Here is a 14,907-nt window from a genome sequence, read left to right as displayed (position 1 = left end):
AATTATGAAAAAGATATTTATATATATAGGTCTTGCAGTTTTTCTGTTTTCTTCTTGCAAAGAAATTGACTTAGACCTTAGTCCCGAGGATTACTTTGCCAGCGGCAGTTTCTGGAAAAGCAACGAGCAGGTTGCTGGTGCTATGTTGGGACTCCACACCCAGTTACGTGGACAACAGCAAAACTTATGGAATTTGGGTGAACTGCGTGCGGGAACCTTAAGAGATGGTACCAGTTTTACAGGAACAGCATCATTGAACTCAGCAGGGATAATTACACAGGATATTCGTGAAAGTTCTCCTGGCATATCGGGCTGGGCTGGATTGTACGCGCCAATTTTTCAGGTAAACAATTTTATTTATCAGGTTGAGAAAGCCGATTATTTGACAGATCTGCAAAAGGGCTACTATTTGGGGCAAGCCTACGGACTGCGTGCTTTTTATTATTTCTATTTGTTTAGAACTTATGGCCGGGTGCCTTTGGTGACAGAACCACAAGCAGCAATTAATACCCCGACCTCGGCAGAAGAAGCATATAAGGCGCGAACAGAAACGGAAAAGGAAACCTTAGACTTTATCAAATCGGAAGTTGATAAATCGGAAAAATCGTTTTCAGGAAACTACGAGACTAAAAATCAAAAAGCACAATGGTCTTTGGCGGCAACAAAAATGTTAAAAACGGAGGTATATTTATGGTCGGCCAAAGTTGATGTGGATGGAAAGGCCCCAGAGAATAGTCTTGCGGAATTAAAACTTGCAAAAGCCGCTATAGAAGAAGTAATTCCTAAATATACGCTTGTCAGCAATTTTGCAGAGGCCTTTAAATCTGCCAGTGTACCAGCGATGAAAGGTAATGCTGAAATGATCTTTGTACTTCGTTACCTAAATGGAGAAGCGACTTCATTTTTCAGTAATTTCATTTATGCGGCAAGTGATGATATCACAGGCTATGTAGATGATAATGGGCAGGCAATTCCAAAAGATCCTCTTCAGTCTGGATCCACGGGTTTGATCCGTTACGAGTATAAAATGGACCTCTACAGATTATATGAAAAGGCTGATACGAGGGCAAATGCAACATTCCTTAATTTTAATAAAGGAAATACATCTGCCATAGTATTTAGAAAATTCTTGGGAACTTTGATAGACGGCGTTCGTAACTATTCTGATGATTATCCTGTTTATCGTCTATCGGAAGCCTATTTATTGTTGGCGGAAATTAAGAATAAATTGGGAGAGGATCCAACTGCTGAAATCATGGCTGTACGTAATCGGGCATACGCTGGAAAAGCACCTTTGTTTATAAATAGCAGTTTTGAGGCAAACGAATTAGCGATCTTCTATGAACGTACAAAGGAATTTGTGTCCGAGGGCAAGCGATGGTTCGATTTGCGACGCATGCAGGATTCTGCTGGAAAACCATTGGTGTTTCGTAAAGATTTGAACTTAGTCGGCGTATTGAACAATATTGATGGTCAGAAACATAAAATCTTATGGCCAATAGACTTGGGGACACTTACTGTAGATCCCAAATTAAATGATCAGCAAAATCCAGGTTATAAGGGAACCTAAAAACGAATATCCTGTCTCAATCCCACGCGAAGGTCTGAGACAGGATATTGTTAACTTTTTATATAAAATACCATATGCTAAATCAAAAAATCTCAGGATTAATTGCAGCGCCATTTACTCCTTTCGATGAAAACGGAGAATTGAATCTTGAGCTGATTCCGCAATACTATGCGATGTTAAAGCGCAACCGCGTCACGGGAGCCTTTATTTGTGGCTCTACCGGAGAAGGGGTGTCGTTGACTTTTGAGGAAAAAGTTGCAGTGATGACAGCTTGGGCCAGATTGACAAAAGAGGATGATGCATTTACACTCATGATGCTTCTGGGCGGAACAAATATCAAAGAATGCCAACAATTGGCTAGGCTGGCCGAGCAAGCAGGGGTCGATGTCGTGTCATTTACTGCACCATCTTATTTCAAACCTGCTAATGTGGATCAATTGGCAAAATGTTGTGTGGAAATTGCACGTGCGGCACCGAATACGGCTTTCTATTATTATCATATTCCTGTATTGACCGGCGGAAATTTCCAGATGATCGACCTGTTGAAGCAGATTGATGGGGTGATACCCAATTTTAAGGGAATCAAATATACACACGAAGATTTTATGGATTTTCTAAGCTGTATGAATTATGCAGATCGCAAGTATGATATGTTATGGGGAAGAGATGAGAATATGCTGTCCGCTTTGGTATTAGGTAACAAAGGAGCGGTCGGAAGTACCTATAACTACGCAGCACCTTTATACCTTGCACTTATGGAGGCTTATGATAAGGGAGAGCTTGAAAAAGCTAATGCTTTGCAGCAGCAATCTATCGATATGATCACGTTGTTAGGGAAGTATGGTGGTATTTCAGTAGGGAAAGCGTATATGAAATTAATTGGGCTTGACTGCGGAGCATTTAGACTGCCCGTGAAAAATATGTCTGTTGAGCAGTTTGAACTGTTTACGGAAGATGCGGTGAAAGTTGGCTTTCAGGGTTTTTGCGCACATTAAGTTAGCTCACTTGTTCTTGTGGGCTAACGTGTTTCCCTCAGGAGATAACTAAGAATAGCTTGGCGAGTATGTTCAACAATAAATAGATATGACAAAACAACATTGGATGGGAGTTATCGTGGGAATACTGTTTACAGGAGCTGTTGATGCGCAAGTCGGTCAATTGGAATGGCATAAAGGCATTACGTTGCCGGCTATGCAAGATGGAAAGGCGCATATTGGTTTGGCAGGACCAATAGCTGGTGTCACAGGCGATTGTCTTCTGATTGCCGGTGGAGCGAATTTCCCGCATTTACCACCCTGGGAAGGCGGTGCGAAAGAGATCCAAAAAGAAGTATTTATTTACAGAAAAGAAGGGGTAAGACTACGTTTAGCAGCGCAGGATAGTCTTTCTATGGCGGTTGCATACGCTGCCAGCCTGAGTCTACCCGATGGATTGCTGGTTATCGGTGGAGAGACTCCTGAAGGAAAAACAGCCGCTTGTCGACTAATTAAATACGATGGCTCTAACAAGAAAATTTCGGTGTCAGACTTTCCGGATCTCCCATTTCCGCTTGCCAATATGGGAGCGGTAGTTCATGGGAATAAACTCGTCATCGTCGGTGGTGAAAAGCAGGATACGGTATCGGACCAAGTTTTGCAATTGGATCTGGCGCATCTTGAAAAAGGATGGGGCTGTGTGGGAAAATTACCCTATGCCGTCTCCCATGTACAATTGTTGTCTGATAGCCAAAATAATCTTTATCTACTAGGTGGAAGAAAGGCTCATCCTGAGAGCCCTTCAACGTTATATCATGAACTATGGTGCTCTACCGATGATGGTCGTACCTGGTCTAAACAGGCAGACATTCCTTTTCCTGCTGCGGCAGGAACCGCATGTTTATTACCCGACCAAGGAATATGGTTGCTGAGCGCAGATCGGGGTGATACCTTCCATCGGGTGGAATCGTTGATCTTTGACGCTAAAAAGGAAGCGAATCCATCGAAGAGACAGCAACTTATTGATGCTAAAAACAAATTGCAAATCAATCATCCTGGTTTCGGTAGAGCAATATGGCGCTATGATTTGAATCTTAAAAAATGGAGCCGGATGGCGGATCTGCCATCGGATGGGCCGGTGACCACGACAGCGGTGGTCTGGGACGACATGATCATTTTGCCTAGCGGCGAAATTAAGGCAGGCGTTCGTACTCCTGAGATTTTAGTAGCAACATTTTCTAATAAATAGGATTGAAAAAATAAGATATAAAAAATTCATATAACCCTGATAAAGCTTAAGATGATCTCTTCTTTACGATATAAATCTTTTTACCCGTGGCTCGTTGTAGCACTCCTTTGGGGGGTAGCCCTGCTGAATTATATGGACCGGCAGATGCTATCAACTATGCGTGAAGCCATGCAGGTCGATATTCCACAATTGCAGCGTGCTGAGACTTTTGGTGTATTGATGGCCGTATTTCTTTACATCTATGGTCTTATGAGTCCGATAGCGGGTATCGTTGCCGATCGTAGCAATAGAAAATGGCTGATCGTAGGCAGTCTTTTTGTTTGGTCAGCGGTAACTTATGGTATGGGGATGGCGCACGATTACACAACACTATTGGTACTACGGGCTATTATGGGGTTTAGTGAAGCGCTGTATATCCCGACAGCCCTTTCCTTGATCGCCGATTACCATACTGGAAAAAATCGATCGCTGGCCATTGGGCTACATATGACAGGACTCTATACGGGGCAGGCTTTGGGCGGTTTTGGTGCAACATTAGCCGCTTCAAAAGGATGGCATACCGCTTTTCATTGGTTTGGAATTATCGGAATATGTTATGCCCTCCTACTTGCAGTCTTGCTCCTGGAGAAGAAGCACGGACCGTCAACTGATGAGCGTACTTCAGAAGATCAATTACCCCTCTCTAAAAGCTTACTGCTGCTATTTTCCAATGTAGCATTCTGGATTCTATTGTTTTATTTCGCCGCTCCAAGCTTACCGGGTTGGGCCATCAAAAATTGGCTGCCAACATTGTTTGCAGATAGCCTAAATATTCCAATGGCCAGTGCAGGTCCATTGTCGACAATCACAATTGCGATCTCATCCTTTATCGGGGTTATCGTCGGCGGAATACTCAGTGACCGATGGGTGCAAAAACATATCCGCGGTCGCATCTATACCAGTGCCATTGGCCTTGGACTGACTATACCGGCTTTATTGTTTTTAGGGTTAGGTCAGACCCTACCTGCAGTTGTGGGGGCTGCAGTCTGTTTTGGAATTGGCTTTGGTATTTTCGATGCCAACAATATGCCTATTCTTTGTCAGGTTGTTCCCAAAAATTTGCGGGCAACCGCTTATGGCTTTATGAATATGGTAGGTGTATTTGCTGGAGCTGTCATCACACAATGGCTGGGAAGATTTAAGGATGAAGGCCATTTTGGGTTAGGCTTTGCATTATTGGGGGCTGCGGTACTGTTAGCACTTCTCTTGCAAATCGTATTTCTTAAACCGAAAACACTGGAAAAGTAACCGCAGCTATATCCTGAATGAATAGATCATGAATATGAAACCCTTCATCCACATAATGCTTATCAGTATTTCAAAAAAAGGAGGCCTACTTTTTTGTTTGATCCTTTCCATCTTAATTTCCTTGGGACAGCCCCGGACAAAGGTAGCTTGTATTGGTAACTCCGTAACCTTTGGTTATGGCCTCGGCAATCCTAGGCTGGATTCTTATCCAGGGCAGCTTCAGTCATTGTTGGGCCGGCGGTTTGAAGTACGGAATTTTGGCCATTCAGGAGCCACTCTTTTACGTAAGGGGCATAGACCTTATTTTAAAACAGAGGAATACAAGAAGGCCTTGGATTTTAAACCCGATGTTGCCATTATACATTTGGGACTCAATGATACCGATCCGAGAAACTGGCCAAATTATAAATACTCCTTTGCATCAGATTACGCGGATTTGATTGATTCCATACGATCCGTTAATCCCAAAATGCAAATTTACATCTGTCGATTGACGCCTATCTTTAGCGGTCATCCGCGTTTTCTCTCAGGAACCCGCGATTGGTACAACCAGATTCAGGAATTGATTCCTCAGATTGCTCAAAATAATCAAGTCGGACTGATTGATCTCAACACCCCGCTTCGGTATCGAATAGATCTTTTCGACGACTACTTGCATCCAAATAAGCAAGGAGCAACAATGATTGCGAGACAGGTGGCTAATGCACTGGTACCTCTTAGCCAAAAACTACAAGTGGCCGAAACCATCGGTTCGGATATGGTGCTCCAGCGTAATTGGGAGAATAGCATCTTTGGTAAGGGCACTGCTGCCGCTGAGATCAACATTGTTTTCAATAAGAAAAGCTATAAGACTAAGGTCAATCCTGATGGTTCCTGGGAAATCAAGTTGCCCAAAATGGAGGCTGGGGGATCTTATGACATCGAAGTAAGTTCCGGCAGAGAGAAAATAGTGTTGAAAAATATTCTTTTTGGCGATGTATATCTCGCTTCGGGACAATCGAATATGGCTTTTCAACTTCGCCGTGCCGCAAACAGCGATCCGTTGATCAGAAATGCCGGTAGACTACACAATCTGCGCCTTTTTAAGTGCCGCAACCTTGTGGAGACCAATGCAGTTGCATGGGATACCGTAACCTTAAGGGAAGTAAACGATTTGGCCTATTTCAACGGCAGCTGGAGGCAAGCGGCTGAAGATGAAGCAGCACAGTTCTCTGCAGTTGCTTATTCATTTGCCGAACAGATTGCCAATGAGCAACATATTCCTATTGGCATTATTGATCTGTCTGTCGGTGGATCCAATACCGAATCGTGGATTGACCGTAAATCATTGGAAAACGATGATTTGCTGGCTTCTTATATTCATAACTGGCAAAAATCTGATTTTGTGCAGGAGTTCTGTCGGGAACGTGCGGGTCAGAATCTCGCTGGTTCGAACGTGAAAAATCAACGTCATCCGTATCAACCAGCTTACAATTTTGAAGCTGGCGTCAGCAAATGGTTAAACACCGGGTTGAAAGGAATACTGTGGTATCAAGGTGAAAGCAATGCGCATAATATAGAACTTTATGAACGTCTTTTTAAAACATTGGTTTCTTCCTGGCGGAAGAATTTTCACCAAGAACTGCCCTTTTTCTTCGCGCAGCTCTCCAGTATAGACAGGCCTTCATGGGGAGATTTTAGAAACGCACAACGCTTATTGGAGAAGGGTATTAAAGGTACATACATGGCCGTAACGCTCGATGTAGGTGATTCTTTGGATGTACATCCCCGTGAAAAGATTACAGTAGGCCAGCGCTTGGCAAATTTAGTGCAGAAACACTTTTATAACGTTGAACTGAATGCCGATCATCCTGAGCCGGTCAGTTGTGCATTTCATGAGGATAAGCTGGTATTGATATTTGATCAATGTAAAAAATTAAAAACTCAGGAAAATACAGCGGTAAGAGGGTTTCAGCTGATGGACAATAAAGGACGGATTTTCAATGTAAACGCAAATATCCTATCAGATAATACCATCGAGATCGTTAAACCGAATTTCCAAATCACCAAAATCCTGTATGGATTCGAACCATTCAGTAGAGCAAATCTTCAAAATGAAATTGGAACACCGGTATCCACTTTCGCTTTGACGATTCAATAAATAGAAATGAATTGATGTAAGTAGTAAAACACATGAAACAGATAAGTATAAAAGATACCGCAAAAATAATAGACAGGGATTACTTGAAGGATTTGGAAGTATTCTATCGTGATCAGCTTTTAAAAGACACTGTACCATTTTGGTTTCCCCGGTCCATTGACCATGAATATGGCGGATATTTGTTCATGCGCGATCAGGATGGGACTTTGATAGATACCGATAAAGCCGTATGGATACAGGGAAGGGCATGCTGGTTGCTGGCCACACTTTACAATACGGTTGAACAAAAAGAGGAATGGCTGGAAGGAGCCCGAATCGGCTATGAATTTTTGAAAGAGCATTGTTTTGACGCTAATGGAAAAATGTATTTTCATGTTGACCGCCTAGGCGATCCTATTCGTATGCGTCGCTATTTCTTTTCGGAGACTTTCGCGGCAATCGCCTTTGCAGCCTATGCAAAAGCGACTGGAGACGAGGAGATAGCAGATGAAGCACGACATCTGTTGGGAATTTGCCTCGCGTATGCAAATGGAGAAAAATTGATCGAACCAAAGTATGAAGCCACAAGGCCAATGAAGGGAATAGGTGTGCCGATGATTATGATCAATACGGCACAGCAGATTCGTGAGACCATTGGGGATCCGCGTTGTGATCGTGTCATCAGTGATTGTATCGCACAGATTGAACGTGATTTTGTTAAGGACGATATTCGCTGCGTGATGGAACAAGTAGGACCTGAAGGTGAAATTGTCGATCATATTGACGGTCGTACACTCAATCCCGGACATGCTATCGAAGGAGCTTGGTTTATCCTACATGAAGCTAGATCCCGGGGAAACGATCCGCATTTGATTGATCTAGGCTGTCGTATGTTGGATTATATGTGGGAACGGGGCTGGGATAAAGAATATGGTGGTATACTCTATTTTCGAGATGTCTATGGAAAGCCAGTACAAGAATATTGGCAAGATATGAAATTTTGGTGGCCGCAGAATGAAACGATTATCGCAACATTACTCGCTTACCTGATGACTGGGAATGAGAAATATAAAAATTGGCATCAGCAGATCAATCAGTATGCCTATGATCATTTTCACGATAAAATCAATGGTGAGTGGTATGGTTACCTCCATCGTGATGGGAAGATTGCCCAAACCGCAAAAGGGAATTTGTTTAAAGGTCCTTTCCATCTCCCTCGCCAAGAATGGTATTGTATGCAAACTTTAAAGGAATTTAATTCCCTTAAGTAGAAGATTATGGAGCACCAAAAGTCCATTACATGTACATTGCTATCCGGTCTGCTGGTTATTCTTATTTTAATCAGTCCTTTATGCTGTCTACCGGATTCAATCAAACCTCCTTTGCTTCCTATGCCCCATGCTGTGAGCTGGAAAACAGGGCGTTATTGTTTGCCGGATCTTGTCCATGTGCATATCAAAGGGGAGGTTGAAAATGCTGATAGGCAGATGTTAAGCCTCTTGTTGAAAGATTGGAATGTAACTCAGGTTATTTTCGACAACTTCAAGAATAAAAATATCACCATTGTTTGTGATCACGAATTGGTTTTACCTTCGGCATCATTGGAGGCTTATCGGATCGACGTAGATGAACAGGGAATACAGATCGAAGCCAGAACGAGTGCCGGTGTTTTTTATGCCTTACAAACTCTGGGTCAACTCAGAGGCAGTGATGGCAAGTTGCCCTATTGCTCCATTACCGATTATCCTTCCTTTCGCTGGCGCGGTTACTTGGTAGACGTCGGACGAAATTTTCAGTCAATGGATGTGCTAAAAGAGCAGATCGATATCATGGCGCGCTATAAACTGAATATTTTTCACTTTCATTTCACTGAGGATATTGCTTGGCGACTGATCAGCAAAAAATATCCCGGTTTGACCGACTCGACGAATATGGAGCGTTGGAAGGGAAAGTATTATACCGTTGAGGAAATGCAAGAACTAATTCGGTATTGTCGTGATCGGCATATCCAACTTGTACCCGAAATTGATATGCCGGGACATTCAGCAGCATTTCGCCGTTATTTTAAAACTGATATGCAGAGCGATAGCGGCATAGCTATCCTCAAGGAACTGGTTAAGGAATTTGCAAACACTTATCCGGGACTACCTTATCTGCATATTGGGGGGGATGAGGTGAAAATTCATAATCAAGAATTTTTACCGATGATGACAACATGGACGGAGGATTTGGGTCTAAAAACTATTGGTTGGGAACCCGGCGGCAATTTGCAACCAAACACAATCCGGCAGCTTTGGATGGGTGGCCCAAAAGCTATTACCAATGATTCGCCTTTTGAAGTCATTGATTCAAAGCACTTGTACATCAATCATATGGATCCTTTAGAAACGGTGACGACCTTGTTCTATAGGCAGTTGGGCGGACAGTCTTCAGAAAATGAAAAGTTAATGGGTGCGACGCTATGTTCATGGCCCGATCGCGCGGTGAAGAATGAAAACGATCTATTTCGTCAAAATGGAGTTTACCCCGCTTTATTGACATTTGCGGAGCGCAGCTGGCGAGGGGGAGGGGATTTTGCATGGCGTAGTAATATCAAAACGGATGTGAAAGGATTGGCTGATTTTGTCGAATTTGAAAAGCGTTTACTTACACATAAACAACTGTATTTTAATGGTCTTATCTTTCCCTACCACCAACAAAGTAGGCAAAAATGGATATTATACGGGCCTGTGGAAAATAAAGGCGATCTGGGTATGGCCTTAAAAAATGAAGCTACAGGAGATTTTAACGCTTTGAAAAAGATCGGCGAGTTTTACGGAGGTACTATTGTATTGCGCCATTGGTGGGCTGATGTTGTTAAAGGGGCGATTGACCGTCCACTTGAAAATAGTACCGTGTATGCCCTGAGCAAAGTGTGGAGTGAAAAAGGGGGCAACCAAGGTTTTTGGATCGGTTTTAATGATCTCTCGCGTTCGTATGCCAGTGATTCACCACATTTGGGGACCTGGGACGATCGAATGAGCACACTTTGGGTCAATGGACATAAAGTGCTTCCGCCAGATTGGCAACAGGCGGGTAAAAGGGGAGACTTGGAAGTCCCCTTAATTGATGAGGGATACAGTTACCGAAGTCCTACGATGATTCAATTGCGCAAGGGCTGGAATACCATTGTAGTCAAACTGCCCGTGGGGAAATTACAAGGGAAAGACTGGCAAAATCCACTAAAATGGATGTTTACCTGCCTCCCGATTGAAAGGGAGCAGTAAATCGTATATCACAATGCATGAATGCAGATGAAATTTTAAAGAAAAGTAACAATAAACTTATATCGATATGAAGAAATTAGGAACAATGGTGGTATTTGCAATGTTAGCCAGTATCTGCCATGCACAGGAAGTGAATGTGTTTGTTTCAGGCGAAGAGGGCTATAAAAGCTATCGCATACCTGCCATTGTAAAGGATAAAAATGGGCAGTTAATTGCTTTTGCCGAAGGTCGGGTGGATCATGCTGGCGATTTTGGTAATGTGGATATTGTTTATAAAACCAGTAAGGATAATGGAAAGACCTGGGGGCCATTGCAAGTCGCTGTGGACAACGATAATTTACAGGTCGGAAATCCGGCACCTGTAGTTGATCTATTGGATCCAGCATATCCTCAAGGACGTCTCTTACTTTTTTACAATACGGGGAATAATCATGAGGGAGAAGTGCGCAAAGGGAATGGCCTGCGGGAATGTTGGTCAATTAGTTCATCCGATGGCGGTAAAACATGGTCCAAGCCACAGAATATTACGCTCGAGACACATCGCCCCAATCAACCGTCAGTGAATGCGCAATATACCTTTAAGGACGATTGGCGAACCTATGCGAATACACCTGGGCATGCTTTACAATTTGATTCTGGTAAGTATAAAGGACGCATTTATATTCCTGCTAACCATTCTGAAGGAAATCCAAAAGAAAATGGCAAGGACTATTTTGCGCATTCGTATTACTCGGACGATCATGGAAAGACCTTCAAGATAGGGGCGAGCGTGAAATTTGAAGGATCAAATGAAACCATGGCCGCGCAAATATCGCATACAGGACTGTATATGAATTCCCGTAATCAACAAGGTAACGTAAAATCGAGGATTGTGTCCTATTCCAGTGATGGTGGTGTCAGTTGGGATACAACCTATTATGATAAAAATCTGGCCGATCCAGTCAACCAGGGCTCGGTACTTTCCTGGCAAAAGAAAGGGAAATATGTATTGGCTGTTTGTAATGCTGCATCAACCCATAGAAGGGACAATCTAACCGTTCGTTTAAGTAAAGATCAGGGCAAAACATGGTATTTCAATCAGGTCGTTGCCAAAGCTCCCGAAGGTGTGAAAGGGGATTATGCTGCTTATTCCGATTTAGTACTTTTAAATAAAAATAAACTCGGTGTTCTATTTGAAAAAGAGAATTACAGCAAAATTGTCTTTCTGCCAGTAAATTTTAAATAATCAGGCACATCGTGTTATCGAAATAATACACATTTTCTTTCATTTCTTCCTTTTGGTTAAAACAGGAAGGAAGAAATGAAAGAAAAAAATGAATCTTCGTTTCTAATGCAGCTTGCTCCACAGGCTGTCAAATAACGCTATAAACTTAATTAAAACCAATAATCCAAAACTAAATGAGAAAAACCAAATTTTGGCTGGTGTTGAGCCTAATCGCAACTAGTCTGTCTATTTTTGCCTGCAAAAAAGACTCGACAACAACAAAAACTTCGATTCCGGAAGTCAGTAAGGCGAAGGCCTCGACTAAGCTATTCAATGCTACTGCCGTAGCGACAACAGATTACGAACTGATCTGGTCGGACGAGTTTAATAGTAACGGGGGATTTGATTCCACAAAATGGTCTTATGCAGACAGGGGCACTGTCGCATGGAATAAGTATATGACCTCCCTGCCGGCTTATGCATCCCAAGACGGGAGCAATCTTGTATTGCGTATGGATAATGCTGTTGTAGCCGGAGATCCTGTTGCCTATCATGCGGGTGGAGTTAAGTCGATGGGAAAATTTAGTATGACTTATGGTAAAGTTGAAGTGAGGGCTAAATTTACACAAGGAAGAGGCTCCTGGCCTGCGATTTGGATGATGCCCGAACCGGCTACGGCGTATGGAGGCTGGCCAGCCTGTGGTGAAATTGATATTATGGAGCATGTCAACAACGAAAGTGTGATGTATCATACGATCCATAATAGCTCGGTTACCAATGCAAATGGTGGAAGCACCGCTTCAAAAGCGGCCACTTATAATACGACAGATTACAACTTATATACGATGATCTGGAGTCCAAACGACATTCGATTTTACGTCAACAATGTATTGCAATATACCTACGCAAGGGTTTCTGGTGGCGGAACGCAACAATGGCCATTTGACGTACCTTTTTATCTGATTTTAAATCAGGCCGGTGGAGCTGGATGGCCAGGAGCGATCACAAATGCTGACCTGCCCTTTAGTATGCAGGTTGATTATGTACGTGTGTATAAGCTACCTTTATTTAGCAATGGCGATTTCGAAAGTGGTACCATCTATCCATGGACAACATGGGGTGGCGGATCATCGGTCGTTTCCACCGACGCCCGGACAGGAAGCAGATGCATCCGCGAAACGGGCGGGGAGACATCCATTGAACAATACCTGACCGGTTTAACGCCAAATACGACCTATCGGTTCGGTGGCTACGCCAAAGTGTCTACAGCTGGCCAGTCTGTTAGTATCGGCGTCAAAAACTTTGGTGGAACTGCAGTCAATGCGACTATTGGTACGACCAGCTATTCCAATGCTTCGGTTACTTTTACAACTGGCGCCAATAATACTACGGCTACGGTCTACTTCTATAAACCCTTGAGCGGTACTGTGTATGGTGATGATTTCTATTTAGAAAAACTGTAAAACACCTTAGTTGAAAGAGCAGTGGTTTAGTTCAACCACTGCTCTTTTAGCGATACTGCGTGATGATGAGGACATCGGTCCGCATGGAGGATGTCGATATTACTTCATAACTGCCTAATGAAAAATGTCAGATAATGCCGAATAAGGGCCATGAATCGTTGCGGTAGTTAACGGCAGTATCTCCTTATTTCCTTAAAACGAGTGTATTTCCATTTTGATAGAGTGTCATTTTGTTTTCGTTACGTTCAAAAACGATCTTTACACCAAATTGCGGTTGGACCAGCGTGTTTCTATCCTTCGCTTTTAGCTGAAATGAAGATTGACCAACGACCTGTCCAAATACCTTGTTGCCCTCTCTCGTAATATTTATCTGAATAGGAGGTTGCTCGCTTTTATATTCGCCAATGAGACTTGAAATTTCTTCCTCCGTCAATTGTAATTCCGCAAGATCAGGAAGTGGAAAGGGCCTTTTATAAAGTTCGCCCAGACTGAACTTTAAAATTTCATTATTAGTATAATTGTTGGCATTACTAATGATAGCGACATTATAATTGCCATCATCAAAATGGCCAGCGACAGAAGAGTAACCGTCTATACCGCCTGTGTGGCCAAAGCCTACATGTTCATAGAAGGGCAATTGGAATAAGCCGATCCCATAGCCCTGATCTATTTTTTTCATCTCTTCCAGGCTTGCAGCATTGATGATTTTATGGCTAAATAATGCATTGAAAAATTTGCCCAGATCTGCCGGAGTTGACCACAATGCGCCAGCACCAAGCGGAACTGAGTTGTCCGTGTGTGGTTCAAGGGTCCATTCTTGTGTATACCGATAAGATTCGCTCAGATCACTGCCGTTATTTTGTGGATGGCCGAATGTGGTTTGTTCCAACTTTAGTGGCTGGCAGATATACTCTTTCAATAAAGAAGCATAGTCTTTTTTCCATACTTTTTCCAGAATATAAGTAAGTAGAATGTAGTTTGAATTACTATATACATGCTTGCTGCCGGGGTCAAATTCAACTCCGCCTTTGATGATGCGTGCGACAAGTTCCTGTTCTGTTTGCGGTTTAGTGTTCCATGTCAAATAATCTTTGTCGTCCGTGATGCTGTGAACTCCGCTGCTGTGATTTAACAATTGACGAACAGTAATCTTTTCGGCGTTGGGAATACCCTTAACGTATACGGACAATGTTTGATTTAATTGGAGTTTTCCAAGTTCAGCTGTTTTTAGAACAAGTGTTGCGGTGAATGTTTTGGAGATCGAGCCTATGCCATAACGGGTATCTATGGTCGCTTTCTTTTTCTGCGCCAGATCGGCATATCCAATTGTCTTTTGATAAAGCAATTGATCACCTTTGCTGATCGCAATACTGCCCATCCAGACGTTATTTTTGTCCATGACGGACATGAGACTATCCATGCGAACAGGTGTGAATTCCTGGGCTTTGAGAATGGGGCTTGATAGGGTTCCTAAGAGGAACAATAACACTGTGGTTCTTTTCATAATTTATGGGGAATAGATTTTTTGAGTTTCAAAATTAACGTGGAGGAATAGTAAAGTCCACTGATGATAAATAGAAAGGCCGGAATGAAATAATTGCCCAATTGTTCGTAACGTAGGGCTTCTTCGTGCTGTAAAATAAGTTTGCCGAATATGAAAAACTTGTTGGGCGCATAGAAGAATCCGACTCCCTGAGGATCAATAAACTTGGCCACGATGAGAAATACGGCGATGAGCATCAGGGTATAGATGATATAATAAATCATGTTTATGA

The 14,907-nt window shown here is 42.8% G+C and carries 11 protein-coding genes; 9 read left to right on the top strand and 2 right to left on the bottom strand.

The features are described 5' to 3' along the window. Positions 1-4: 4 nt before the first annotated feature. From AACH28_RS10935 to AACH28_RS10895, 9 genes are all read left to right on the top strand, one after another. The gene (locus tag AACH28_RS10935; RefSeq protein WP_341832947.1) at positions 5-1,570 is read left to right on the top strand and encodes a RagB/SusD family nutrient uptake outer membrane protein; all 1,566 of its coding nucleotides are present in this window, start codon (positions 5-7) and stop codon (positions 1,568-1,570) included. Between the two features lie 74 nt (positions 1,571-1,644). Continuing rightward, positions 1,645-2,565 (top strand): dihydrodipicolinate synthase family protein, encoded by a 921-nt coding sequence (locus tag AACH28_RS10930; RefSeq protein WP_115049664.1) that lies wholly within the window; start codon positions 1,645-1,647, stop codon positions 2,563-2,565. A gap of 88 nt (positions 2,566-2,653) precedes the next feature. Then, positions 2,654-3,793 carry a hypothetical protein gene (locus AACH28_RS10925; protein ID WP_341832946.1) on the top strand — a complete coding sequence of 380 codons (1,140 nt, stop codon included), beginning with the start codon at positions 2,654-2,656 and terminating at the stop codon, positions 3,791-3,793. Between the two features lie 51 nt (positions 3,794-3,844). After that, on the top strand, positions 3,845-5,080 hold the full coding sequence (locus AACH28_RS10920; protein ID WP_341832945.1) for an MFS transporter: 1,236 nt from the start codon (positions 3,845-3,847) through the stop codon (positions 5,078-5,080). 34 nt (positions 5,081-5,114) lie between these two features. Then, on the top strand, positions 5,115-7,220 hold the full coding sequence (locus AACH28_RS10915; protein WP_341832944.1) for a GDSL-type esterase/lipase family protein: 2,106 nt from the start codon (positions 5,115-5,117) through the stop codon (positions 7,218-7,220). 32 nt (positions 7,221-7,252) lie between these two features. Continuing rightward, positions 7,253-8,470, top strand: a complete 1,218-nt coding sequence (locus AACH28_RS10910; RefSeq protein WP_112373674.1) for an AGE family epimerase/isomerase — start codon at positions 7,253-7,255, stop codon at positions 8,468-8,470. Positions 8,471-8,476: 6 nt separating this feature from the next. Then, positions 8,477-10,465 carry a family 20 glycosylhydrolase gene (locus tag AACH28_RS10905; protein WP_341832943.1) on the top strand — a complete coding sequence of 663 codons (1,989 nt, stop codon included), beginning with the start codon at positions 8,477-8,479 and terminating at the stop codon, positions 10,463-10,465. Positions 10,466-10,532: 67 nt separating this feature from the next. Then, positions 10,533-11,690 (top strand): exo-alpha-sialidase, encoded by a 1,158-nt coding sequence (locus AACH28_RS10900; protein WP_286752428.1) that lies wholly within the window; start codon positions 10,533-10,535, stop codon positions 11,688-11,690. A gap of 173 nt (positions 11,691-11,863) precedes the next feature. Beyond that, positions 11,864-13,132 carry a family 16 glycosylhydrolase gene (locus AACH28_RS10895; RefSeq protein ID WP_070564865.1) on the top strand — a complete coding sequence of 423 codons (1,269 nt, stop codon included), beginning with the start codon at positions 11,864-11,866 and terminating at the stop codon, positions 13,130-13,132. 184 nt (positions 13,133-13,316) lie between these two features. On the opposite strand, the gene AACH28_RS10890 is transcribed toward AACH28_RS10895, so the two are convergent. Both AACH28_RS10890 and AACH28_RS10885 read right to left on the bottom strand, forming a co-directional pair. Continuing rightward, entirely contained in the window at positions 13,317-14,636 is a 1,320-nt protein-coding gene (locus AACH28_RS10890) for a serine hydrolase domain-containing protein (RefSeq protein WP_341832942.1), read from the bottom strand. After that, positions 14,633-14,899, bottom strand: a complete 267-nt coding sequence (locus AACH28_RS10885) for a hypothetical protein (protein WP_341832941.1) — start codon at positions 14,897-14,899, stop codon at positions 14,633-14,635. The genes AACH28_RS10890 and AACH28_RS10885 overlap by 4 nt, the downstream gene beginning before the upstream one ends. Positions 14,900-14,907: the final 8 nt, after the last annotated feature.

Source organism: Sphingobacterium thalpophilum, from assembly GCF_038396785.1.
Taxonomy (GTDB): domain Bacteria; phylum Bacteroidota; class Bacteroidia; order Sphingobacteriales; family Sphingobacteriaceae; genus Sphingobacterium; species Sphingobacterium thalpophilum_A.
This window is presented reverse-complemented; position numbering and strand designations above follow the sequence as displayed.